This is a genomic window from Marinobacter zhanjiangensis, assembly GCF_014651935.1.
Lineage (GTDB): Bacteria > Pseudomonadota > Gammaproteobacteria > Pseudomonadales > Oleiphilaceae > Marinobacter > Marinobacter zhanjiangensis.
Genome location: NZ_BMXV01000004.1, coordinates 241,897 through 264,219 on the forward strand (window position 1 = coordinate 241,897; position 22,323 = coordinate 264,219).

The window sequence follows — 22,323 nt, forward strand, 5'->3', positions numbered from 1 at the left end:
CCAGACTGATTTCTGAATGACGTCTGGCGATTATGAGTAAAGTTAGGGTCTGACCAGTTTGTCAAGTTGGGTGACCTGAAAGTTCTTTTTTGCGCATCACAGGAAACCCGGGTCTCCGCTGCCCGGGCCCGTTTTGCGCAGGGGTAAGACTTTAGTGGCGGGTCAGGGCTGACTCAGGTTTTCGGCCAGAAACTGCAGGGTACGCCCGTGTGCAAGGGCAGCCGCATGCTGGTCATACGCTGGCCGTCCCCAGCAGTTGAAGCCATGGTCCACGCCCGGGTATTCGAACACCAGGGCACGGGTGTGGGCGGCGAAGGTATCGCTGACACGGTTGACGGCCTCGGTGGGTATCATCGGGTCGTCGCCGGCGAAGTGGAACAGGATGGGCTTGTGGATGTCCCCGGCCAGGTCCAGGTGGTTGTGAATGCCACCACCGTAATAACAGACCGTGGCGTCCGGCCGGCCAACGGCGGCGGCTCGGTAGGCCAGTTGCCCGCCGAAACAGAAGCCGATAACGCCCACCTTGCCGGTGACCTGCTCCATGTTGTTCAGATGTTCCACGGTGTCGGCCACATCGGCACCGTTCTTTTCGGCGTCGGTGGCCTTGACCAGGGCAAAGGCCTTTTCGCTGCCTTCCTTGTCGTAGGGCAGGTCAAGGCGCGGTTCCTGGCGCCAGAATACGTCCGGCGCCAGCACCACATAACCGTCCAGGGCATACTGCTCGGCCAGGGCCCGGATATGGGCGTTCACCCCCCAGATTTCCTGTACCAGCACCAGGCCGGGCCCGTGGCCGGTGGGGGGCAGGGCCAGCCAGGCGTCGAAGGTGTCTCCGTCTCCGTTGGTTACGTCGATCCACTGAGTGCTCATCCGTCTCCTCCGGTTGGTATCAGGAAAGTCCGCTGTGCTGTCGGTCGGTCTATCGATTATTTGTAGGCCCGGTTGAGCTTCTTCATGCCGCCGATCCAGCGATCATAGTTCTCCGCCTTGTTGCGGAAGTATTTCAAAACGTTTTCATGGGGCAGCACCAGGAAGGTCTCTTCCTCGATGGCTTTCAGGCAGGCATCGGCTACCGGTTCCGGCTCCAGCATGCCGTCCAGGCTGGCAACGCCTTCCTCGTGACCTTTGGTCATGGCAGAACGTACCGCCTGCGGGCAGAGCACGGAAACCTTGATGCCATCATCAGCATAGGTAAAGGCCAGCCACTCGGCCAGTGCCACGGCGGCGTGTTTGGTCACCGAATAGGGGGCGGAGCCCACCTGTGACAGCAGCCCGGCGGCAGAGGAGGTGTTCAGGAAATAGCCGTGGCCCCGCTCGATCATGCGCGGTGCCAGGTGGCGGGCGGCATAGACGTGGGCCATCACGTTGATGTCCCAGATTTTCTGCCAGTCTTCATTGGCCGCTTCGGGGCCACCCGGAACCATGATGCCGGCGTTGGAGCAGAACAGGTCGATGGGGCCGTGTTCGTTTTCCACTGTCTCAATCAGGGTTTTGATCTCGTCCTCGGATGCCACGTTGGTCTGGAAGGCAACGCCATTGATTTCCGCGGCTGTGGCTTCGGCACCCTCTTTGTCGAGGTCCGCGCAGACCACCAGTCTGGCGCCTGCCTGGTGAAGGCGAATAGCCAGGGCCTTGCCGATACCACCGGCGGCGCCCGTGACGACGGCAATACGATTCTCAATTTCCATGTGCTGCTCCTTGTCGTTGTGTTGATGCAGTTTGTCCCGATGGAAGTTGTCCGGAAGCGGTCGCAGGCATCGGGTTCTCGCGATACCCCGTCATCGGAAAATGATCCTAACACTTCACGATGGATAACGGTTATACCCCCTCGTCATCCGCAGCACACAGACAAACCGAGGGCAGGCAGAGGTGGCCGGAACAGGTCGGTGAGGGCACCGTCGTTATCAGTTCCGCCGTCGGGGTTGTCGGTAACCGACTGATCCCGGTTGGCCCCACTACGTACATAAACTGTATATAACGACTATGCTTAAGGCAGATAGGCAAATGAGGGGAGGGAATGTTGCAATTGCTCATACAGGTGTCCGGATTGTGCCTTATGCTGGCGCTGAACGGTTGTACTGGCAGTGAACCCGAGGTGGGATCGCCTTTTGAAACCAATGTGCTGAAGGTGGCTACCCGCAATGGTTCCACCACCTACTACCTGAATCGCCACGAAAATCCCGTGGGCCCGGAATACGCTCTGGTGAGTGATTATGCCGAGGCGCGGGGCTGGACGGTGGAATGGACCATGCTGGACTCCACCGCCGCCGTGCTGGAGTCGCTGGAAGCGGGCACCACCAACCTGGCCGCAGCGGGGCTGACCCATCTGGAATCCCGGGATGAGCAGCTTGCCCGGGGGCCGGCCCACACCGAAATCACCGAACAGCTGGTGTGTCACCGGGACAGCCGACCCATGCCCCGTACACCGAATGAGATCCCCGGCAATGAGATTGTCGTGACAGCTGATGCCAGCTACGTGGAAACCCTGGAAAACCTGGCACAGGACCATCCGGAGATCACCTTCACGGAAGACGAGGACCGGACCACCGAAGTTCTGCTGTCTGATGTCGCGGACAAGAAGGTGGGCTGCACCGTGGCTGACTCCAATATCGTGCAGGTCATGCGCCGTCACTTTCCCCACCTGGAAATCGCCATGAACCTGACCGGTGGGCGTAACCTGGGCTGGTATGCACCGGCGGGGGCCCAGGAGCTGGCCAACGACGCCCATGAGTGGATGAATAGCCGCGAGGGCGACGAAGCGATTACCCGGATGGAAAACCGCTACTTCGCCTACATCGGTGATTTCGACTTCGTTGATCTGCGCGCCCTGACCCGCCGCATCGACCAGCGGTTGCCGCAATATATAGCTGCCTTCCGGAGGGCGGAACAGGAAACCGGCATGCCCGCAGACCTGCTGGCGGCACTGGCCTATCAGGAATCCCACTGGGACCCTGGCGCACGCTCACCCACCGGTGTTCGCGGGCTGATGATGCTGACTCAGTCCACCGCCAGGGAAGTCGGCGTCGAGAATCGACTGGACCCGCTGGAAGCCATTGAAGGGGGTGCCCGCTACCTGGCGGACCGTCACCGTCGTCTGCCGGAAACCATCCCGGAGCCGGACCGCACCTTCCTGGCCCTGGCCAGCTACAACATCGGCCGCGGACACCTGCTGGATACCCGGGCCCTGGCCCGCAAGCTGGGCAGGAACCCGGACTCCTGGGCTGACATGAGAGAGGTGCTGCCCCTGAAAGCCGACAAGCGCTATTACCCCAGCACTCGCTACGGCTATGCCCGTGGTTACGAGCCGGTGCATTACGTGCAGCGAATCCGCAACTACCGGGATGTAATCCGGCCCGCCTTCAACGAATAACCGGCGAAAAAAAGGCCGGATACCCGAAGGGGTCCGGCCTGAATCGATAAACCACTCACAATGGCACAATGCATATCGTGAGCCCTGATAATGTCATGCCGGTGTGACAGTTGTGTGTCACCAGCCGATTCAGAATGGGCATTTCGCGGTTGTGCGTCGGGCTGCCGGCAATCAGCGCTATCGGAGCTGCCCTCTGCCCGGAATCGGTGCGCGTTCTTCTGACAAGCCTGGGGGGTGTCCTGTTTCAGGGCGGATCCGCCCATGCTTTCAGATGGCGTTCTGGTTTGACGGGACCGGGCCGCCTCAAGTGTTGATCTGCTTATACCCTCTTGCTTCGCGGGACATGCGCCAGCCTCATGCACGGCGACGCAGTTCCTTGACGCCCTATCAGATCATGGAAGTCCAATTCCTGAACACTTGGCCAGCTTTTTGCTCGACCCTGAATGTGTGATTCGTTCACCCAAAAAAAGACGATAATCAAACTGTTCAGGAGATGTATCCATGAGTCTCAAACGCAACCTGGCGCTTGCTGCCGCCATCACTCTGCCTTTTCCCGCCATCGCGGAAGACCCCATGAAGGTGGGCTTCGTCTATGTTGGCCCCATCGGCGACCACGGCTGGAGCTACCAGCATGATTTGGGGCGCCTTGCCGTTGAGGACCACTTCGGTGACAAGGTAGACACCACCTACGTTGAAAATGTCAGCGAGGGCGCCGACGCCGAGCGCACCATCCGTCGCCTGGCCCAGGCCGGCAACGACGTGATCTTTACCACCTCCTTCGGCTTCATGAACCCGACAGCACGGGTGGCGGAGCAGTTCCCGGACACCACCTTCCTGCACGCCACCGGTTACAAGCAGGCCGATAACCTGGGCACCTACCTGTCGGTAACCTATGAAGGCCGTTACGTCACCGGTGTGGCTGCTGGTCTGGTGACCGAGACCGACACCCTGGGTTACATCGCCTCCTTCCCGATTCCGGAAGTTATCCGTGACATCAACGCCGTCTACCTGGGGGCGAAAGAAGTGAATCCGGATATCGAGCTTAAGGTCATCTGGGCCAACACCTGGTTCGACCCCGCCAAGGAGGCCGACGCCGCCAACGCACTGATGGACCAGGGCGCCGATGTCATCGTCCAGCACACCGACAGCCCGGCGCCGCTGCTGGCCGCCGAAAAGCGTGGTAACTGGGGCGTGGGTCAGGCCTCCGACATGCGTAAGTTCGGTGGCGATGCCCACCTGCTGTCCGTGGTCAACGACTGGGCCCCGTACTATATCGATACGGTTCAGTCGGTCATGGACGGCACCTGGGAGCCGAAGGACTACTGGGGTGGTATCTCCGAAGACGTGATCCAGATCGTCGGCATCAGCGACCGTCTGACCGATGAGCAGCGCGCCAAGGTGGACTCGGTGATTGCCGCCATCGACAATGACGAGTTCCATCCCTTCACGGGTCCCCTGAAGGACCAGTCCGGTGAACTGCGCGTGCCGGAAGGTGAAACCATGACCCGAGAGGAACTGGCGGGCATGGACTGGTACGTCGAGGGCATGACGGCCAACCTGCCGGAGTAAGCAGGGGCACTATCCCATCGGGAGAAAAAGCCGGCCGGCACTTTGCCCGCCGGCTTTTTTGTGCACGCGCCAAGGCGCTACCCACCATGCCTGGCGCACCAAAAAAAGGGCCTCCAACCGGAGGCCCTTGTCGTCAGGTTACTGGCTGCGGGTATCAGAACCCCGGGTCCGTGCCACGGGTGGCCCAGCCGGTCATGCGTTTTTCGATGAAGGCGAAGATTTCGTACATGACCACCCCCATGATGCCGATCACCACCAGGCCGGCGAACACCAGGCCCATGTCCATGGTGGAGCTGGCAGAGATCATCAGGTAGCCGATGCCGACGTTGGACGCCACCGTCTCCGAGATCACCGAACCCACGAAGGCCAGGGTGATGGCCACCTTCAGGGATGCGAAGAAGTAGGGCATGGAGCGGGGTAGCGCCACCTTCTTGAGGATGTCCAGCTTGCTGGCGCCCAGGGACCGCAGCACGTCCTCCAGCTCAGGCTCCAGGGTGGCCAGCCCGGTGGCCATGTTCACCACCACCGGGAAGAACGAGATCAGGAACGCGGTGAGGATGGCCGGCACGGTGCCGATGCCGAACCAGACCACCAGTACCGGCACGAAGGCCACCTTGGGGATGCTGTTGAAGCCGATCATCAGCGGATAAACCGCCTTGTAGATCAGTGGCGACGAGCCCACCAGGATGCCCAGGATCAGACCGAAGACCACCGCGATGGCAAAGCCGGTCACGGTAGTGAACAGGGTCTGGGTAGCGTGGCGCATGATGGGGTCGTGATATTCCAGCCAGGAGGCCCAGATATCCGATGGCGCCGGGAACAGGTAGGTGGGCACGCTAAAGGCGTAGCACACCACCTCCCACAGCAGCGTCAGCGACACCAGAAGAATCCAGGGAGAGGCCTGTATCAGGCGTTTGCGCTGGCGAAAGGTCATTGGGTGTCCTCCCGGATGCGGCCGATGTGGTCCCGCAGTTCGAAGACCAGTTCGGCGAACTCGTCGGTATAGGTTACGGCCAGATCCCGGGGCCGGGGCAGATTCACCTCCTTGCGAGCCTCGATACGACCGGGGCCCTTGCTCATCACGTACACCGTATCGGCCAGGAACACCGCTTCCCGCAGATCGTGGGTGACCAGCACCACGGTGAAGGGGTCTTCCTGCCACAGGTCTCGAACCATGCACCACAGCTCTTCCCGGGTGAAAGCATCCAGGGCAGCGAACGGTTCATCCAGCATCAGCAGCGCCGGTTTGTGGATCAGCGCCCGGCAGATGGAAGCCCGCTGCTGCATGCCGCCGGACAGTTCCCACGGAAACTTGTCCTCGCAGCCGGCCAGGCCGACCCGGGCCAGCAGGGCCCGGCCCTGTTCCTGGAACTTTGCCTTCTCGGCACGAAAGCGATGACGGTACTCCTGCACAATCTCCATGGGCAGCAGGATGTTATCCAGGGTGGTCCGCCAGGGCAGCAGGTTGGACGCCTGGAACGCCATGCCAACACCCTTCTGGGGGCCGGATACCTGTTTGCCGTCCAGATACACATAGCCTTCGCTGGGCGGCGCCAGGCCGGTCACCAGCTTCATCAGGGTGGACTTGCCGCAGCCGGAAGGGCCGACCACAGCAACAAACTCGTTCTCCCTGACGCTGAGGGTGACGTTTTCGATGGCCATGGGACCTTCTTCCCCATAGCGCATACTGACATTCTCGAATTCAACCAGATCCATCAGGAACTCCGGCAGTTGGTTGCAGCCCGGGCGTTGCGCCCGGGCCCGGCAGGTTAGTCGATCATCCGCGCTTCGCGGGGTGGCAGGTAGCTGCTGTCGAACAGGGTCTCCAGTTCCGGGTTGGGCTCCAGATCGTAGGAGGCGATCATGTCCTCCAGGGCCCGGTCCATACGATCCTCGGTGACCGCACCCAGGCCCTCGGCACGGGTCTCTTCGGTGATCACGTTGGTTTCCAGGGCCAGCTTCAGGCGCCGCAGCTCCAGGTCTTCCTTGATCAGGCCATCCCGTTGCTTGACGTACTGGATGGCGGCTTCCGGATCATCGATGGTCTCCTGCAGGGCCTTGTTGAAGGCTCGCAGGAATCCTCGTACTGCTTCCGGATTCTCATCCAGCAGTTCGTTGCGGGCGATGATGGTGTTGCCGTAGAACTCTACCCCGTAGTCCGGGTATTTCAGCGCCACGATGTTGTCCGGGTCCACGCCCCGGGCCTCCAGGTTCAGCAGGCTGGTGAAGTAGAAACCGGTGATGGCGTCCAGCTCGCCCCGGGCCAGCAGGGTTTCACGGATGGCCGGCTCCACGGATTGCCACTCGACAGCATCCACCGCCAGGTCGTTGTGGCGGGCAAAGGAGGGCCAGGCCTTGCGGCCGCCGTCAAACACCGGCGCGCCCAGGGTCTTGCCCTTGAGGTCTGCCGGTTCTTCAATGCCGGATTCCCGGAGGGCAAATACCGCCGCCGGCATGGCGTTGTAGACCATGTAGACGCCGGTGACCTCGGTGTCCGGATTCTTCGCGGTGGTCTCGGTCAGGGCACTGAAGTCGGCGAAGCCCATGTCGTAGCTGTTGGTGGCGACCCGGGTGACCGCGCCTGCGGAGCCATTGCCCGAGTCGATGGTGACGTTCAGCCCTTCGTCTTCGAAGTAACCTTTTTCCTTGGCCATCAGAAAGGGCGCGGATGGGCCTTCAAAACGCCAGTCAAGAGTGAAGCGGATATCGGTCTCGGCCTGAGCCCCCGAAGCCATGGCGGTCAGGGCACCGCCGAGCACGATTGCGGAGGTCATCCGCTTGAGCAGACCCGGTTTGCGATGGTTATCGTTCATGGTACTTCCTCGTTATGTCGTGTAATCCCGTGTTTTGGTGTTGTGCCAGCAAGGCTTGAGCAATTGGCATACCAGTGTAGTCAACAGGGCGACAGACCACTGAAAAAGCTGACCATGTGGTCTGTTTATGCTGCTTGGGGATGCGGGCAGTCACGCTCTGGTGCACGACATTGGCGCTTACGCATTGGAGCGTGGTCCATTACGGTGCGGTTTTCCACGGTGTCTTCGCTGAGTTCCTGTCATACAGGGTTCTTAGAGTTGTCACGGTAGATCATTAGCATCAGCACTGATGTCAATGATCAGGCTAGGAGGCCAACGTGAAAAACACACATAGATTAGTAGTCGCTTCAGCACTGGCTCTGTCCAGCGTGCCGGTAATGGCAGTACCGTGTCTCGAAGGCGGCACTGGCGATTCACCGACGCTGACCTGCACCGCGACAGACAGTGGCAACATCGACGACAATCGAAACAATCTGTCAGTGACCGTGGAAAGTGATGCGCAGGTCGTCCGCGCGGAAGGACGCCCGGTGCAATTGGGCGGATCGGATCAGTCGGTCAACAATCTGGGGCTGATCGAAAGCGGCGACGATGACGCGATCCGGGGCAAGGGCGCGAACCTGACGGTCGACAATTCCGGCACCATCCGCGGCGGTGACCGAGGTATCCGCCTTCAGGACAATGCTGACAATTTCACCCTGATCAACCAGGCAAGCGGTGAAATCTTCGCGCGCCGTCAGGCTGTGCGGCTGGACAATGACGACGAACTGAAGAACGCTGACATCAAAAATTACGGCCTGATCGAGAGCACCGACGGCCGTGCCATCCAGAGCCGCGGCCCGGGCGGCACCGTGATCAACAACGGCACGCTCCGGGGCGGCGAGGAAGTGGTCGAAGCGCGCGAGGATTTCACCATCGAGAACCATGGCACCATCGCCATCCGCGGGCTGGGATGGGACGCCGCAGCAGGCACCTGGTCAATCGACGGCTCGGTCGCGACTGACGACGAAGACGGTGTGCAGTTCGCCAGCGGGGAGGCGGATAACTACGGCGTGATTCTTGGCACCGATGACGGCATCGACCTGGACGAGGGGCGGGTGCACAACCATGCCACCGGCGTGATTGTCTCCACCGGATCTGCTAGTGACCCAATGGATGGCGGCAGCGGCATCGACGTGGATGAAACGTTCGAGCCCACGGTAGGTGACGACCGCGCCGCTGGCCCGTTGACCATCATCAACGAAGGCTATATCGAAGGCGTTCGCGCCATCGGCACGGATGAGGCCAGCACTTCCGAGATTTCCATTGAGAACAGCGGCACTCTGCGGGGCCGGTCGGGAACCGCCATCGAGCTTGGTCCCGATCAGGGCGACAGCAGCCTGCTGCTGACCGGCGACAGTGAGATCTTCGGCGATGTGGTCTTTGGCGGCGGCGATGACCTGCTGGCCCTGGACGGGTTGGCCCCGGGCCTGCTGATCGATGGCACCTTCGATGGAGGCGCGGGTAATAACAGCGTTTTGTTCAACGACTACGGTCTGTCCGACCTTCTGTCCTTCGATATCACCAACGATCTGATAGACCTCTCCTTTGGATTCACGAATAACAACGTGCTTTCAGGACAGTTCAGAAACTTCAGCACATGGACTTTTTCCAGTGAGGATTCCTTCTCCACCGAAGAACTTGCCAGTCGGTTTGCGGCTCCGGTGTCAGCACCATCGACACTGCCCCTTCTCGCCCTCGGGCTGGTCGGGATCTGGGCCGGCCGGGCCCGTCGCTTGGGGTAACAGTTGACGAGGCCAAGGGCCTTGTTGGCGTTCGTCTCCAGGCGAGTGTCGCGGTTTCTCCGGAGTTCAAGCTCCCGGAGAAACCATAATTTTAAATGACGATTAGTTAAGCCATTTCCGGAGTCGCCCAGGCCCCGCTCTCTTCCAAACCTTCCGATATCTCATTTTGTGTATCTTGACGCGTCTTATAATCGCAGGCCTGACCGGTCCTTATTGACCCATGTTATGACCGCCTCCGCCGCAATGCCCGAAGCGACAGAGAACAGGCAGCCATGCCTCAAGACCAGTTAATGATGTCATTTGCCAGCCCGGGGATGGTATCCGACGCTAATACAGTTAACTGGAACGCGCCTCATGCGAACCCACAAGGAGCAGATCATGGCTGAACGATTCACCTTCATTAATCAGGGCAAGGGCGGCGAGACCCACCAGCGGGCGGACGGCGACACCCCGGTAATGACCACCCCCCAGGGCGCGCCGGTCGCGGATAACCAGAATTCACTGAAGGGTGGCACCCGTGGCCCCACCCTCCTGGAGGATCATGTTCTCCGGGAAAAGATCTTCAAGTTCGACCATGAGCGAATCCCGGAGCGGGTCGTTCACGCCCGCGGCATGGGCGCCAAAGGCTATTTCGAAAACTACGGTGACCTGTCGGATATCACCTGTGCCGATCTGTTCCAACGCGCCGGGGAGCAAACCGAAGTCTTCGTGCGGTTCTCCACCGTCGCGGGCAACAAGGGCTCTGCCGACCTGGCCAGGGACGTTCGCGGGTTTGCCACCAAGTTATACACACGGGAGGGCAACTGGGATCTGGTGGGTAACAACATCCCGGTGTTCTTCATCCAGGACGCCATGAAATTTCCGGATCTGGTCCATGCTGCCAAACAAGAGCCGGACCGGGGTTTTCCCCAGGCCCAGACCGCCCATGACAACTTCTGGGATTTCGCGACCCTGTCGCCCGAGAGCGTACACATGCTCATGTGGACCATGTCGGATCGGGCCATTCCACGCTCTTTCCGCTTCATGGAAGGGTTCGGGGTGCACAGCTTCCGCTTCGTGAACAGCAGGGGCGAGTCGAAGTTCGTCAAGTTCCACTGGAAACCCCTGCAGGGGCTCCAGTCCGTGGTCTGGAACGAAGCGCTGAAGATCAATGGTGCCGACCCGGACTTCCACCGCCGGGACCTGTGGGACGCCATCCAGAGCGGGGACTATCCGGAATGGGAGCTGGGCGTACAGGTTTTTGACGACGAGTTCGCCGACCAGTTCGAATTCGACATTCTCGATGCCACCAAGATCATCCCGGAAGAACAGGTGCCCGTGCGCCCGATCGGCAAAATGGTACTCAACCGGGTGGTGGACAACTTCTTTGCCGAAACCGAACAGGTGGCCTTCTGCACCCAGAACATCGTTCGCGGCATCGATCACTCCAACGACCCACTTCTGCAGGGTCGCAACTTTTCCTATCTGGACACCCAGCTCAAGCGCCTGGGCAGCCCGAACTTCACCAACATTCCGGTCAATGCGCCCCGGTGCCCCGTGCATCACCTGCTTCAGGACGGCCACATGACCATGAAGAACCCGACCGGGCGGGTGAACTACGAACCCAACAGCTGGGAGCCGGAGGCGGCCGGCCCCCGTGAATCCCCGGAAACCGCCTTCCAGTCCCACCCCACGCCGGTGGAGGGCGTGAAGGAGCGGGTGCGCTCAGAACTGTTCGCCGACCATTACAGCCAGGCACGTCAGTTCTACATCAGCCAGACCGACATCGAAAAGCGCCACATCAAGAACGCGTTCGTGTTCGAGCTGAGCAAAGTCGAGCGGCTGGATATCCGCGAACGGATGGTCTCCCACCTGCTCAACGTCGATGACGACCTGGCCCGGGACGTGGGCAAAGGTCTCGGTCTGAAGGAAATGCCCGAAGCCGCCGAGGCGGCCATGACGCCCCGCACGGACCTGCCAGAGTCTCCGGCCCTGAGCATCATTCTCAACGGTCCGAAATCTTTCAAGGGGCGCAAGGTAGGCGTGCTGGTCAGCGAGGGAGTCGATGCCGCACTGTTCGCAAAACTGAAAGAAGCGGTGGAAGCCGAAGGTGCCAAGCTGGCCGTGGTGGCCCCCACCATTGGTGGCGTCAAGGACAGCGATGGCAACGCCCTGGCCGCAGACGAGAAAGTGGATGGCGGCCCTTCCGTGGTCTTCGACGCCGTCGTGCTGTTACCGTCAGAGGAAAACGTGGACGAGCTGGCCAAAGATGCCACCGCCCGGGACTTCGTGGACGATGCCTTCGCCCACTGCAAGTTCATCGGCTATTCCCCGGCGGCGAGCAAACTGTTCGACAGTGTGGGTCTGACGGCCATGCTCGACGACGGCTGCGTGTCCCTGAACGGCCCGGGCGACACCAGCAAGTTCATCGAAGCCTGCCGCGTCCTGCGCTACTGGCCCAGGGAAGAGAAAGTGGATCGGTTCTGACGGAAACTGCCCCGCGGCACTGTCGCCGCGGGGTCAGGTCCTGCATGTTGCCTGCCCGGGCCTTGTCAGGACTCCAGCATCGGCACCAGCCTTGAATCATCAATCGCCGCCGTCCGATGATGGACGATGGCCTTGTATTCAGGGCTGTCTATCATCTCCAGGAACGCATCAAGGGAGGGGTAACGCACCAGCAGGACCTCGTCCCATTGTTCCTCCTCCGGGCCAATCAGGGTACCGGTCGGCGCCCCCGACCAGACCAGTTCGCCACCGACTCCGTGGATACAGCGAATGGCCCCGCGCCCATACTCCTTATAGGCCTCACGGCCACTGATACCGGCACGTGGCTCCTCGTAGTCCGCCTGTTCGCGGAATTTCAGCAGATTGAGCATGACCACCGGTTCACCCTTCGGGGTCTTGGACAGGACCTCGGAAATGGCTTTGGATGTGGGGTTTATTGTTTTCATCGTGTTGGTCTCCGGTCAGGTTCTTTGATGCCGTAGTCTACCCGGGCGCCTTTTCATATATCCACCTGGATGGCTACCCCGTTGAGCGCGCGCCCTTGTCTGTGATCATTCTGCATGGTGCTGGCGGATACGGTCGTCTGTTTACTCCCTATGCCCGGTTTCTCCGTCGGGGCACAGTATCTAAGCTATCCTGATTACTGAAGACAGCGTTCAGCAGGCTCAATCCTGCAGCAACATAAGCGTTTCTGGATAGCCAAAGGACCGTTGAATGAGCGACCGGGAAACCGATCAGAATGCCTCTCCTGAAAAGAAAGCCAAAAAGGCGGCAGACGAGCAAGAGTCTCGCGCCAGGGTCGAAAATCGCGAATCCCGCGAACAGACACCGACGTCTAGCGAAAAGTCGCTGACTCGGAAAGAACGCGATACCGTAGCCGAACATAGCAACCTGTCGTCGTTGACCGTCTACTCCATCATCATGCGCGAGGGCGAGGAGGAGCTGCACCGCCCTAAAATTTCGCTCTGGTGGTCCGGTGTGGCTGCGGGGGTCGGGATTTCGACCTCGGTCCTCGTCGAGGGAATTATCCGCTCCAATCTGGGTTCCGCTCATCCCTACCTGACGTTGATTGAAAGCCTGGGCTACTCGTTCGGGTTTGTCCTCGTGATCCTTTGCCGGCTTCAACTGTTCACCGAAAACACCATCACCGTCGTGCTGCCGGTTCTCGCCCAGCCTACGCCCAACCGGTTCTATTGCACCGCGCGTCTTTGGGCAATTGTGCTTGCGGCGAATTTGTCTGGCACGTTTATTACCGCCGCTATCGGCGTCCACGGGGGCATCATTACCGCTGACAGCCTCGCGGCGATTCTGGAGATATCGCACCACCTGGCAACGCTGACCCCGGCCGAGACACTTTTGCGCGGTATTCCAGCGGGCTTTTTTATAGCGGCTATCGTATGGATGCTGCCTTCGGCGAAGAAATCTGAAGTGGCGATTATCGTCATGTTTACCTGGCTGATCGCAGCGGGTGGCTTTACCCATGTAATTGCCGGATCAAACGAAATCTTCACTTTGGTGCTCATGGGGGAAATGAATATCTTTACCGCCTTGGTCTACCACATTTCCCCGGTGCTCATCGGCAACATTCTGGGCGGTACCGGTTTGTTCGCGATGCTGGCCTATGGCCAGGTTCATGAAGAGATGTGATGCGGCGCGAAGAGGTAACCCTTCTTTCTGTGACAGCTCCCTCATCCCGGCACACAGGCGCCGCAATCCTGCCGTTGCTGGATAGCCTGCGCCGATCCTCGTGTGCCTCTTCAGTCGCCCTGAAATCTGCGCTAGGTTGACGAATGTATAATCATTGATATATTTGTCAACCATAAGTTGTATTTCGTAAGGAATAGATCCATGTTGCATGATCGCCTGCGTCGTGCGCGTGCCCTGAAAAACATGTCCCTTCAAGAAGTTGCTGACCAGCTGGGGGACATCTCGAAACAGGCTCTGTCGAAGTACGAACAGGGCAGGGATGCGCCCAACTCCACCCGTCTGATTCAACTTGCCGATGTGCTGGGTGTTAATCCGGAATACTTCTTCCGCTCTGACTCTGTTGAGCTGGGCGAAGTGGATTTCCGTAAACACTCGGCGTTTGGCAAAAAGCAACAGGAAGCCGTTAAGGAACAGGTGCGGGAACATCTGGAGCGTTACCTGGCTGCGGAAAGCCTCTTTGAAACCGGCAACAAGGACAAAGGGTTTGCCCAATGGCAGGAACGCTTTCCGGTGTCCAACGTCGACGATATTGAGAAAGCCGCCGAAGACCTGCGACAGGCATGGAACCTTGGCACCAACCCCATTGCCAACCTGACCGAAACTCTGGAAGAGAACGGTATCAAGGTCGTCGGTATTGAGGCACACGAAAAGTTCGATGGCCTTTGCGCTCTGGTTAACAATGGTGTCGATGCTGTCATAGTCAGCAACACCACTCGCCCTGGCGAACGCCAGCGTTTTAACCTGGGCCATGAGCTGGGCCACCTTGTCATGAACCTGCCGGCAGAGATTCATGGCACTCGTGACGAAGAGAGCTGGTGCCACCGTTTTGCCGGCGCGTTCCTGTTCCCGGCAAAGCAGGTTCGGGATACCTTCGGAAGCACCCGGAAGCGTATTCTGCTAAATGAGTTCCTGCTGGCGAAGGAAGAGTGGGGGATATCCATTCAGGCAACTCTACGACGCCTTTTTGATCTGGGTATCGTCCAGCAGCGTTTCTACCAGGACACTATCCGTCAGTGGTCGATGAGAGGCTTCAGGAAGAACGAGCCAGCGCCACTGGAACCAGAGAACTCCTATCGACTCCGACAGCTGGTGTACCGCGCTCTTGCCGAGGGGCTGGTCACTTCGTCCCGGGCAGCTGAGTTATTGGGCACCAGTCTAGAAGAAATCGAAAATATCATGGCCAACGGACAGGCGGGTCAAGGCAAGGATGCCAGCGAAAGTTCTCGTTTCTGATACCAATATCTGGATTGATCTGCACCGCAGTGGCCTGCTCGAAACGGTGTTCGAGCTCCCGCATGAGTTTGTGACTACCGACTTTGTGTGGCGGGAACTGCGAAAACCGCCTGTCCAGCAACTAACGGAGCTGGGGCTGACCATTGAAACTATCGACGGCGAGCAGATGGGGACGCTGTTTCAACTGCGGCAGACCCTTAATAATTCCTCCCTGGCTGACGTGTCCTGTTATTTCGTGGCCAGAGAGACGGGGTGGACGCTGCTAACCAACGATGGGGCACTGCGAAAGTCCGGTCGCCACGCCGAACTGGATGTGCGCGGCATACTCTGGATACTCGATGAACTCGAGCGATGTGAAATTTGCTCAGCAACCCGGTTGACCGAAGCTCTGGAAGCAATGCTGAAAGCAGGTGCTCGGCTGCCACGTGGTGAATGCCAGCGGCGTTTGAGCCATTGGCGGCAGGTGTAAGGGGGCCATTTATGCCGTCCAAAGAAATAAATCTGTCCCCGTTTCCCTTGTCCCCGTTTCCCGGTGGTAAACAATGAATATGACACCGACCCATTCCACCAGCTACACGACCGCCGAGCACTGGAGGCGCTACCTGCCGTTCCTGCCTGCCTGGTTGCGCCTGTCTGACGATAACCTCCCCGCTGAGGATTGGTGGCCCTGGCGCGGTGCCGATATCCACCTGGACCGCTACCCCGTTGAGCGTGCGCCCTTGTCGGTGATCATCCTGCATGGTGCTGGCGGATACGGTCGTTTGCTTGTGCCCTATGCCCGGATGCTCCAGGGCCAGGGATACGAAGTTATAGCACCGGATCTGCCCGGGTATGGCCTTAGCCGGACTCCCCGCGAACTCATCAGCCATGATCGCTGGGTCGACTGTGTGGTGGACCTGGTACAGGCGGAGAGGGCCAGGTCCAACCGGCCGGTGGTTTTGTTTGGTTGCAGCCTGGGCGGCTACCTGGCGTATTCGGCGGCGGCGAAGAGCGGAGCTGTCACGGGGGTTATTGCGACCACCCTGGCCGACCCGAGGCTCCCGATTGTCCAGCGCCAGTTTGCGCGGTTCTCCTGGCTTGGCTCACTGGCGCCACACACCCTGCCGTTGATGGACACTCTGTGCGGATCTTTGCGGGTGCCCATCCGCTGCGTCTCCAGAATGTCAGCCATTGCCAACGACCCGAAGCTGGTCGAGGTTTTTTTGTCGGACCCCTATGGCGGTGGCAACCTCGTACCAGTGCACTTCATGCGGTCGCTGTTCGAGGCCACCCCGGATATCGAGCCCGACCAGTTTCATCTGTGCCCGGTCCTCCTGGCGCACCCGGCCGCTGACCGATGGACAACCGTAGAAGCCAGCCTGCCGTTGTTTGACCGGATCAAGGGTGAGAAGCGCCTGGTGATGCTTGAGAGCTGTGGGCACTTTCCGGTTGAGGAGCCGGGTGTCAGCCAACTGCTGGAAGCCGTTTGTGAGTTTCTGGAGGGGCTTTGTGTTACTGCAGGGGAATAGATCTATCCCGGTTTTTTCCATGTCCGGCTTCTTCGCAGGAACGACGAGAAGTCATTGACTGGCCAGTCTTTTCTGCCTAGTTTGTGAAGACAACTTTAGAAAGGCACGCAGAGAGAAGCGATGGTCACTTATTCTGATCTGTCCCAGTTTCTTCAAAAGCTCTCCGCTCTGGCCGACTCAAACAATTCCTGCTGCAAAGGCCTTTTCCGGCGAGTTGACCGCCGACAAGGCCGCTATCGACCCAGCCGATGAGGAAGAAAGTGTCGCATGACTAAGGAAAGTCAAAACCCCATTATCATCTATGAAGATGCCGAACAGGCCGTCGAAGTGCGGCTGGACGCGGCCCAGGAGACCGTCTGGCTCACCCAGCGGCAGATGGCCGAGCTGTTTGGCAAAGACGTTCGCACCGTCAACGAGCATATCCAGAACGTTTATTCCGAGCGTGAACTGGCGCGTGAAGCAACTATCCGGGATTTCCGGATAGTTCGGCAGGAAGGCAGCCGACAGGTGACCAGGGCTATCGATCACTACAATCTGGACGTGATCATCTCGGTCGGCTACCGGGTGAAATCCCATCAGGGCACTCGCTTCCGTCAGTGGGCCACTCGCACCTTGCGCGAGCACCTGACCCGGGGCTGGACCCTGAACCACCAGCGCTTTGAGGAAAATGCCCGGGAACTGGAAGCCGCCCTGTCGCTGGTACGCAAGGCCGCCCGCAGCCCAGCCCTGGACACAGACAGTGGTCGCGGATTGGTGGACATCATCAGCCGATACGCTCAGACCTTTCTGTTATTGCAGCGCTACGATGAGGGCCTGCTAACCGACCCGCAGGCCCAGCCTGGCGGCGCCCTCCCTTCGCCGACCGAGGCACGAACCGCCCTGGATGGCCTGAAAACCGAGTTGATGGCCCGGGGCGAGGCCACCGAACTGTTCGCCCGCGACCGGGGCGATGGTCTGGCCTCGCTGCTGGGTAATCTGGACCAGAGTGTGTTTGGCGAACCCGCCTACCCCAGTGTGGAGGCCAAGGCCGCACATTTGCTGTACTTTGTGGTCAAGAACCATCCGTTCTCCGATGGCAACAAACGCAGCGCTGCCTTCCTGTTCGTGGACTTTCTCCATCGTAACGGGCGCCTGCTGAACGCCCGGGGGGAGCCGGTGGTAAACGATGTCGGCCTGGCGGCACTGACGCTTTTGGTCGCTGAATCCGAACCGGCCAATAAAGAGACCATGGTCCGACTCATCATGAACATGTTGGCAAAGGAAGACCTGTGAACGACGCCGAGACCCGTGCCGAGCTGACCGACCCCGCCCTGAAGGCGTCAGGCTTGGGTGTTGTCGACGCCAGCCGGGTGTGACAGAAAATAGATCTGTCTCGGTTTCTGGTCCTTGGCAAAGGCCCGATTGCCATCCCGCAGCATCTCGCTTTCTTCTCGCGCCTTGCGGCAGGCCTGCAGCGCCTTCAGAGCATCGACTTTCAGTGGGAGTTCAAGCGCCCACTCAATGTCTGATCGGTTGAACCCGATATCCGACAGTATCAGGTCCTCCTCCCTCAGCAACGGCACAAACAGGCGCCGAAAGTGGTGCCTGCGCCGGAAGATCCTCAGCCAGAACGCAGCTTTCTCCAGAAAGGCCAGTGGCGGTGTTGCCGGCATATAGAAATCAAGCTCAGGTGGCTTCGCGGGTGAATCCGGGCTCAATTGCGGACGCTGAAACTCAGGTTGGTTGCACATTTGAAGCTCTCCTTACCCGTTATGGAAGAAGCCCGGCGGGTCTGCCGGGTACGCTTCTCAAGCATGCAATTCCACCTTTGATCAAACAAACGAAAAGATTTAACATCTGGGTTAAGAAAAATTGAAAGGTAAGGTTATGGACCGTCCAAATCCGGTGATCAGTCGTGAAGCCCTTCCCCTGCTGGATACCGATGTCCTGAGAAGCTTCGTGGCGATTGCCGAAAGCGGAAGTTTCACGAGGGCTGCCAAGCAGGTTTTCCGTACGCCCTCGGCACTGAGCATGCAGATCAAACGGCTTGAGGAAATCCTGGGGCATGTCCTGTTCGTGCGGGAGGCCCGCCACGTGCGGCTGACGCCAGAAGGGGAAGTGTTGCTCGGCTATGGCAGGCGACTGCTGCGGTTGAACGAGGAGGCGATACAGCAGTTTCTCACGCCAACCCTGGAAGGCCGGGTCAGTTTTGGGACCTCGGATGATGTGGGTAGCCGTATCCTGCCGGGGGTACTTGCGCAGTTTGCGCGGTCCTGGCCGGCGGTGCAGGTGGACGTGATGGTGGGCTCAAGCCAGCAGAACCTGGCCCGCCTGGATGCCGGGGACCTGGATATGGTGCTGATCACCATCGGTAACGAGGGCCAGCAGTGGCGGGGGGAAGTCGTACATACGGAACCCCTGGTGTGGGCAGGGCGAGAAGGCGGCATCGCCGCCAATCGTTCACCCCTGCCTGTGTCCCTGGCCAACCATGGTTGTGCCTGGCGCCGCATGGCCCTGAATGCACTGGACGAAGCCCATATGTCCTATCGCGTTGCCTACACCTGCGACAACTGTTTCGGCCAGGAAGCGGCCATGCTGGCGGACCTGGCGGTAGCACCTTTCCCGGTCAGCCTCGTGCGGCCACCCTTGCGGAAACTGGACCGGGAAGGCCTGCCGCCGCTCGGGGACTACCAGATCGCCCTGGTGCGCAGTGGTAGCAGTCCGGTGCATGATGCCTTGGCCGGTCATGTGAAGGAGGCGTTTGCTGATTTGAGGTGAGGGATGCCAGTGTCCTGCAGAGTGGCGATCCCCCAAATATAATAAAACTGTCCCTGTTACCTTGAGGTTTCCTCAGAGTACCGGGTCAGGTTGATCTAAGCCCGATTTCACGGTGCCCCAGGAAGTGCGTTAGCTGATTACTGATCCATAGTCTGCTTATTCAACGCACTTAAGTACTGTGAGGCCAACTCGAACCCCTCATCACCGAAGTGTTCGTGGAGTATATACCGGAGTTTGGGATCCTCACAGTGATCCGGATTCCGAACCCATACGTCGTTAAACAACGCCTTGCGGATATTGAGTACGCGGTTTTCACACTCGGTGAAGCCTGCTTCCCGGAATCGGTGTTCCCAAACGGGATTGATGAACCAATTGCCAGCTACGATTAGAAAAATCCCCAGGAACATAATGCCTACCAGAGCGTTCTGGATTTTTAAAACAATGCGTGGGAGCTCGCATTTCAATATGTCTTTGAACAGAAGGTGGATGTTTAGGATAAGCAGTATCGGTAGGAGCCCTACCCACATGAAATACAAAGAGTTCATCTGAGTACTGAAAACAATAAGTTCGTTTTGCTCTTGGATCTGAGTTTGCCAGTATTCGATTTCTCTCTTGTAGGTGAAGTGGGTTAGTGCACCTACTCCTAAGATCATGCCATTCGTAATAAGGCCGAGCATCATACGATTTTTTGGGACAGGCCATTCATTATTGCTGGGCATGGATTTACCTGATATTAAAAGGAGAAAAACTTCTGAGGAAGTCGTCAACTCGCTGTTTTACGAGATTTACAGTTCCCTCCACAACGACTTCGCTAGCGGATTTCATAGTGCAGTAGGCTGCATCCTCCGCTCTCTGAACTTGATAGTCGAAATAGGCTTTCGGATTGCCCAGTATTGATATTGAACGATGGAAAATGGCGCTGGCGTCTTCAGCAAACTTCCTGACGTCACTTGGTGTAATGTTCATCAGCACGTAGCCGACGCCCAGGGCAATGACAAAGCCTGCAGCACTAGCTATGACTGCCATGCCTGTAGCTGCAGCTAGTCCTGCACCCACGAGGTAGCCTGCAACAGCCGCGATACAGGTTTTCACAACATCTTCAGAAACATTTGTCAGGAAATCCTTCCAGCCAAATTCTTCATCAAATATCCAGGCCAGACCGTTCACGCCGACTGAGATAATCAGGGTGACGTACACACCGCCCTTGGCCGTCTGCTTCAGGCCATCGGGGCCAATCCCCATCTTTACAATCGTTGGGTTTGTTAGTCCGTAGCGAGTGCCTTTGACGATTGATCGGAGACGGTGGTTACCCTTGAACGCAATGTATTTCTTCCCGTTATGTGGACGGATCTTATACTGCCCCAACAGGTTACCTGAGCGCTGCATATCCCGCCCGAGGGAGGTGAGAACCTTGGCGTCAATGGAACCCGCCACAACGGTGGCACCATAATCATCCACCAGTTGGAAAGAATCTTTCATCAGGGTCAGCGCGGTTTCGCCAACAAGCTCCTTAAACTTTTCCTCGATCTGACTATCCGTGCGACCCTGATTCTTCTGGTCCTGAATCCAGACGGCGACCAGGTCGTCCCTCTTGAGGACATAGACGTCGGCCTGGTTTTTATTCCACTGTTCCGTAAGCTGGGACTGAAGGGCGAGCTGGTGGGAAGCCAACCGAGAGCGGTCAGCCATACACTGTGAGAACATAGCCAGTTCCTTTTGCCATGGGCTGATCAAATCCTTTCGAACTTGGAAATCGTACCTGACGGCTTACGCTGCGACAACGGCTGACGACAGCTGTTTCTCTCGCTTGTGGCTTATGTCACCCGGGCAGGCAAGAATGAGCCCGTCGCGAGTGCAACAGGCTTGCGGCGGGAAACGCAGCAACTCACCCGCCTGGCTCTCTCAACTCAGTGCGCATTCAACCACTGCCCTAACTGAGTCCTTTCCTCCTCAGTCATCCCCTTACTATTCCCCAACGGCATATAATGCGTATCCACCGCCGCCTGCCTCACCGTGCCGCTATGGCTTGCCAGCAGCGACAGATCATCCAACCGTATACCCGCCGGTGCCGACTGAAAGCCCGGATGTGATGGGGATTCGGCATGGCAGGCCACGCAGTGGGTTTCCACAATCTCGGTGACGATCTCGTCGCTGACGGCGGCGCTATCCGTGCTGGCGGATGTACTTGGCGTGGGGGCAATCACCCAGATCAGCACCACGGTCATGGCGGCCGAGGCCACGAGGATCGATGGCCGGTTGATATCCCGGTGCCGCAGGTTGAAGTAGTGCCGTGCGAAGGCGGTGATGAATCCAATAGCCGCCAGTATGGCCCAGCCGTGGGGGTGGCCGTAGAGCATCGGGTAGTGGTTGCTGATCATGATGAAGATGACCGGTAGGGTCAGATAGTTGTTGTGGGTGGAGCGCAGTTTGGCGAGGGCGGCCAGTTTGGCGACCCGCTCGTCTGGCTCCCTGCCTTCGTTGACCGCGTTCACCAGTGCCCGCTGGGACGGGATGATGCCCAGGAAGACGTTGGCCACCATGATGGTGCCGATCACCGCGCCCACGTGAATGTAGGCGCCGCGGCCCGAGAACACCTGGAACAGGCCCCAGTCCACCAGCAGCAGGATGGCGAACAGCACCAGGCCGAAGGCCTTGCCGTTGTTTGCCAGGGGGCTGCGGATCAGGCCTTCGTAGACCACCATGACGGCCGCCAGGGTACCCAGGCCGATGGCCACGCCCGCGCCGACGCTGATATCCGCCCTGGACGGATCAATCAGGTAGCCGGGGGAGCCCAGGTAGTAGACCAGGAACAGTAGCGCCATGCCGCTGAGCCAGGTGCTGTAGGCCTCCCACTTGAACCAGTGCAGCTCCCGGGGCATTTCCCTGGGGCCCAGCTGGTACTTGGCCACTTCGTAGATGCCGCCGCCGTGGATGGCCCACAGGTCGCCCTTGATGCCTTCCTGCTTTTTCCACTCCGGCGGTTCCCGCAGGTGGTTGTCCAGCCAGACGAAGTAGAACGACGCGCCGATCCAGGCGACGCCGGCAATCACATGAAACCAGCGGACCATCAGGCCAAGCCATTCGCCGAGGTATGCTTCCATCAA

General features: G+C 59.1%; 20 protein-coding genes. 10 read left to right on the top strand and 10 right to left on the bottom strand.

Features of this window, described 5'->3' with window-relative positions:
* Positions 1–162: 162 nt before the first annotated feature.
* Both IE079_RS10125 and IE079_RS10130 read right to left on the bottom strand, forming a co-directional pair.
* Complete coding sequence (locus IE079_RS10125) at positions 163–867, bottom strand: dienelactone hydrolase family protein (RefSeq protein WP_189575994.1); 705 nt, start codon at positions 865–867, stop codon at positions 163–165.
* Between the two features lie 56 nt (positions 868–923).
* Positions 924–1,685, bottom strand: coding sequence for an SDR family oxidoreductase (locus IE079_RS10130; RefSeq protein WP_189575996.1), 762 nt, complete (start codon positions 1,683–1,685; stop codon positions 924–926).
* A gap of 329 nt (positions 1,686–2,014) precedes the next feature.
* On the opposite strand from IE079_RS10130, the gene mltF reads away from it, so the two are divergent.
* On the top strand, positions 2,015–3,367 hold the full coding sequence (gene mltF, locus IE079_RS10135; RefSeq protein WP_189575998.1) for a membrane-bound lytic murein transglycosylase MltF: 1,353 nt from the start codon (positions 2,015–2,017) through the stop codon (positions 3,365–3,367).
* Between the two features lie 501 nt (positions 3,368–3,868).
* Positions 3,869–4,936 carry a BMP family ABC transporter substrate-binding protein gene (locus tag IE079_RS10140; RefSeq protein ID WP_189576000.1) on the top strand — a complete coding sequence of 356 codons (1,068 nt, stop codon included), beginning with the start codon at positions 3,869–3,871 and terminating at the stop codon, positions 4,934–4,936.
* A gap of 154 nt (positions 4,937–5,090) precedes the next feature.
* On the opposite strand, the gene IE079_RS10145 is transcribed toward IE079_RS10140, so the two are convergent.
* Genes IE079_RS10145 through IE079_RS10155 form a run of 3 tightly spaced genes read right to left on the bottom strand, consistent with a single transcriptional unit; the run spans position 5,091 to position 7,749 of the window.
* Positions 5,091–5,870: an ABC transporter permease gene (locus tag IE079_RS10145; RefSeq protein ID WP_189576001.1), complete on the bottom strand. Its 780-nt coding sequence runs from the start codon at positions 5,868–5,870 to the stop codon at positions 5,091–5,093.
* Complete coding sequence (locus tag IE079_RS10150; protein ID WP_189576003.1) at positions 5,867–6,652, bottom strand: ABC transporter ATP-binding protein; 786 nt, start codon at positions 6,650–6,652, stop codon at positions 5,867–5,869. Before IE079_RS10150 ends, IE079_RS10145 begins: the two co-directional genes overlap by 4 nt.
* Before the next feature lie 53 nt (positions 6,653–6,705).
* Positions 6,706–7,749: an ABC transporter substrate-binding protein gene (locus IE079_RS10155; protein ID WP_227712432.1), complete on the bottom strand. Its 1,044-nt coding sequence runs from the start codon at positions 7,747–7,749 to the stop codon at positions 6,706–6,708.
* A gap of 317 nt (positions 7,750–8,066) precedes the next feature.
* Here IE079_RS10155 and IE079_RS10160 point away from each other — a divergent pair, with 317 nt between their 5' ends.
* Entirely contained in the window at positions 8,067–9,530 is a 1,464-nt protein-coding gene (locus IE079_RS10160) for a hypothetical protein (RefSeq protein ID WP_227712433.1), read from the top strand.
* A 378-nt stretch (positions 9,531–9,908) separates the two neighbouring features.
* Positions 9,909–11,996: a catalase gene (locus IE079_RS10165; RefSeq protein ID WP_189576006.1), complete on the top strand. Its 2,088-nt coding sequence runs from the start codon at positions 9,909–9,911 to the stop codon at positions 11,994–11,996.
* A gap of 65 nt (positions 11,997–12,061) precedes the next feature.
* On the opposite strand, the gene IE079_RS10170 is transcribed toward IE079_RS10165, so the two are convergent.
* The gene (locus IE079_RS10170) at positions 12,062–12,460 is read right to left on the bottom strand and encodes a DUF1330 domain-containing protein (RefSeq protein ID WP_189576008.1); all 399 of its coding nucleotides are present in this window, start codon (positions 12,458–12,460) and stop codon (positions 12,062–12,064) included.
* A gap of 268 nt (positions 12,461–12,728) precedes the next feature.
* Here IE079_RS10170 and IE079_RS10175 point away from each other — a divergent pair, with 268 nt between their 5' ends.
* From IE079_RS10175 to IE079_RS10195, 5 genes are all read left to right on the top strand, one after another.
* On the top strand, positions 12,729–13,661 hold the full coding sequence (locus tag IE079_RS10175) for a formate/nitrite transporter family protein (protein ID WP_189576010.1): 933 nt from the start codon (positions 12,729–12,731) through the stop codon (positions 13,659–13,661).
* A gap of 201 nt (positions 13,662–13,862) precedes the next feature.
* Complete coding sequence (locus IE079_RS10180; RefSeq protein WP_189576011.1) at positions 13,863–14,954, top strand: helix-turn-helix domain-containing protein; 1,092 nt, start codon at positions 13,863–13,865, stop codon at positions 14,952–14,954.
* Positions 14,929–15,423, top strand: coding sequence for a PIN domain-containing protein (locus tag IE079_RS10185; protein WP_189576013.1), 495 nt, complete (start codon positions 14,929–14,931; stop codon positions 15,421–15,423). The genes IE079_RS10180 and IE079_RS10185 overlap by 26 nt, the downstream gene beginning before the upstream one ends.
* 73 nt (positions 15,424–15,496) lie before the next feature.
* Positions 15,497–16,462, top strand: coding sequence for an alpha/beta hydrolase (locus IE079_RS10190; protein WP_189576016.1), 966 nt, complete (start codon positions 15,497–15,499; stop codon positions 16,460–16,462).
* Between the two features lie 267 nt (positions 16,463–16,729).
* Positions 16,730–17,734 (top strand): virulence RhuM family protein/type II toxin-antitoxin system death-on-curing family toxin, encoded by a 1,005-nt coding sequence (locus IE079_RS10195; RefSeq protein WP_189576018.1) that lies wholly within the window; start codon positions 16,730–16,732, stop codon positions 17,732–17,734.
* A gap of 47 nt (positions 17,735–17,781) precedes the next feature.
* On the opposite strand, the gene IE079_RS10200 is transcribed toward IE079_RS10195, so the two are convergent.
* Positions 17,782–18,192, bottom strand: coding sequence for a hypothetical protein (locus IE079_RS10200; protein ID WP_189576020.1), 411 nt, complete (start codon positions 18,190–18,192; stop codon positions 17,782–17,784).
* A gap of 136 nt (positions 18,193–18,328) precedes the next feature.
* Here IE079_RS10200 and IE079_RS10205 point away from each other — a divergent pair, with 136 nt between their 5' ends.
* Entirely contained in the window at positions 18,329–19,219 is an 891-nt protein-coding gene (locus tag IE079_RS10205; protein WP_189576022.1) for a LysR family transcriptional regulator, read from the top strand.
* A gap of 137 nt (positions 19,220–19,356) precedes the next feature.
* On the opposite strand, the gene IE079_RS10210 is transcribed toward IE079_RS10205, so the two are convergent.
* The 3 genes from IE079_RS10210 to IE079_RS10220 all read right to left on the bottom strand — a co-directional run bounded on the left by IE079_RS10210 (position 19,357) and on the right by IE079_RS10220 (position 22,320).
* The gene (locus IE079_RS10210) at positions 19,357–19,938 is read right to left on the bottom strand and encodes a DUF1240 domain-containing protein (RefSeq protein ID WP_189576025.1); all 582 of its coding nucleotides are present in this window, start codon (positions 19,936–19,938) and stop codon (positions 19,357–19,359) included.
* 4 nt (positions 19,939–19,942) lie between these two features.
* Complete coding sequence (locus IE079_RS10215; protein WP_189576027.1) at positions 19,943–20,923, bottom strand: hypothetical protein; 981 nt, start codon at positions 20,921–20,923, stop codon at positions 19,943–19,945.
* Between the two features lie 203 nt (positions 20,924–21,126).
* A complete protein-coding gene (locus IE079_RS10220) occupies positions 21,127–22,320 on the bottom strand; it encodes a urate hydroxylase PuuD (protein ID WP_189576029.1) in 1,194 nt (397 codons plus the stop codon).
* Positions 22,321–22,323 lie beyond the last annotated feature (3 nt).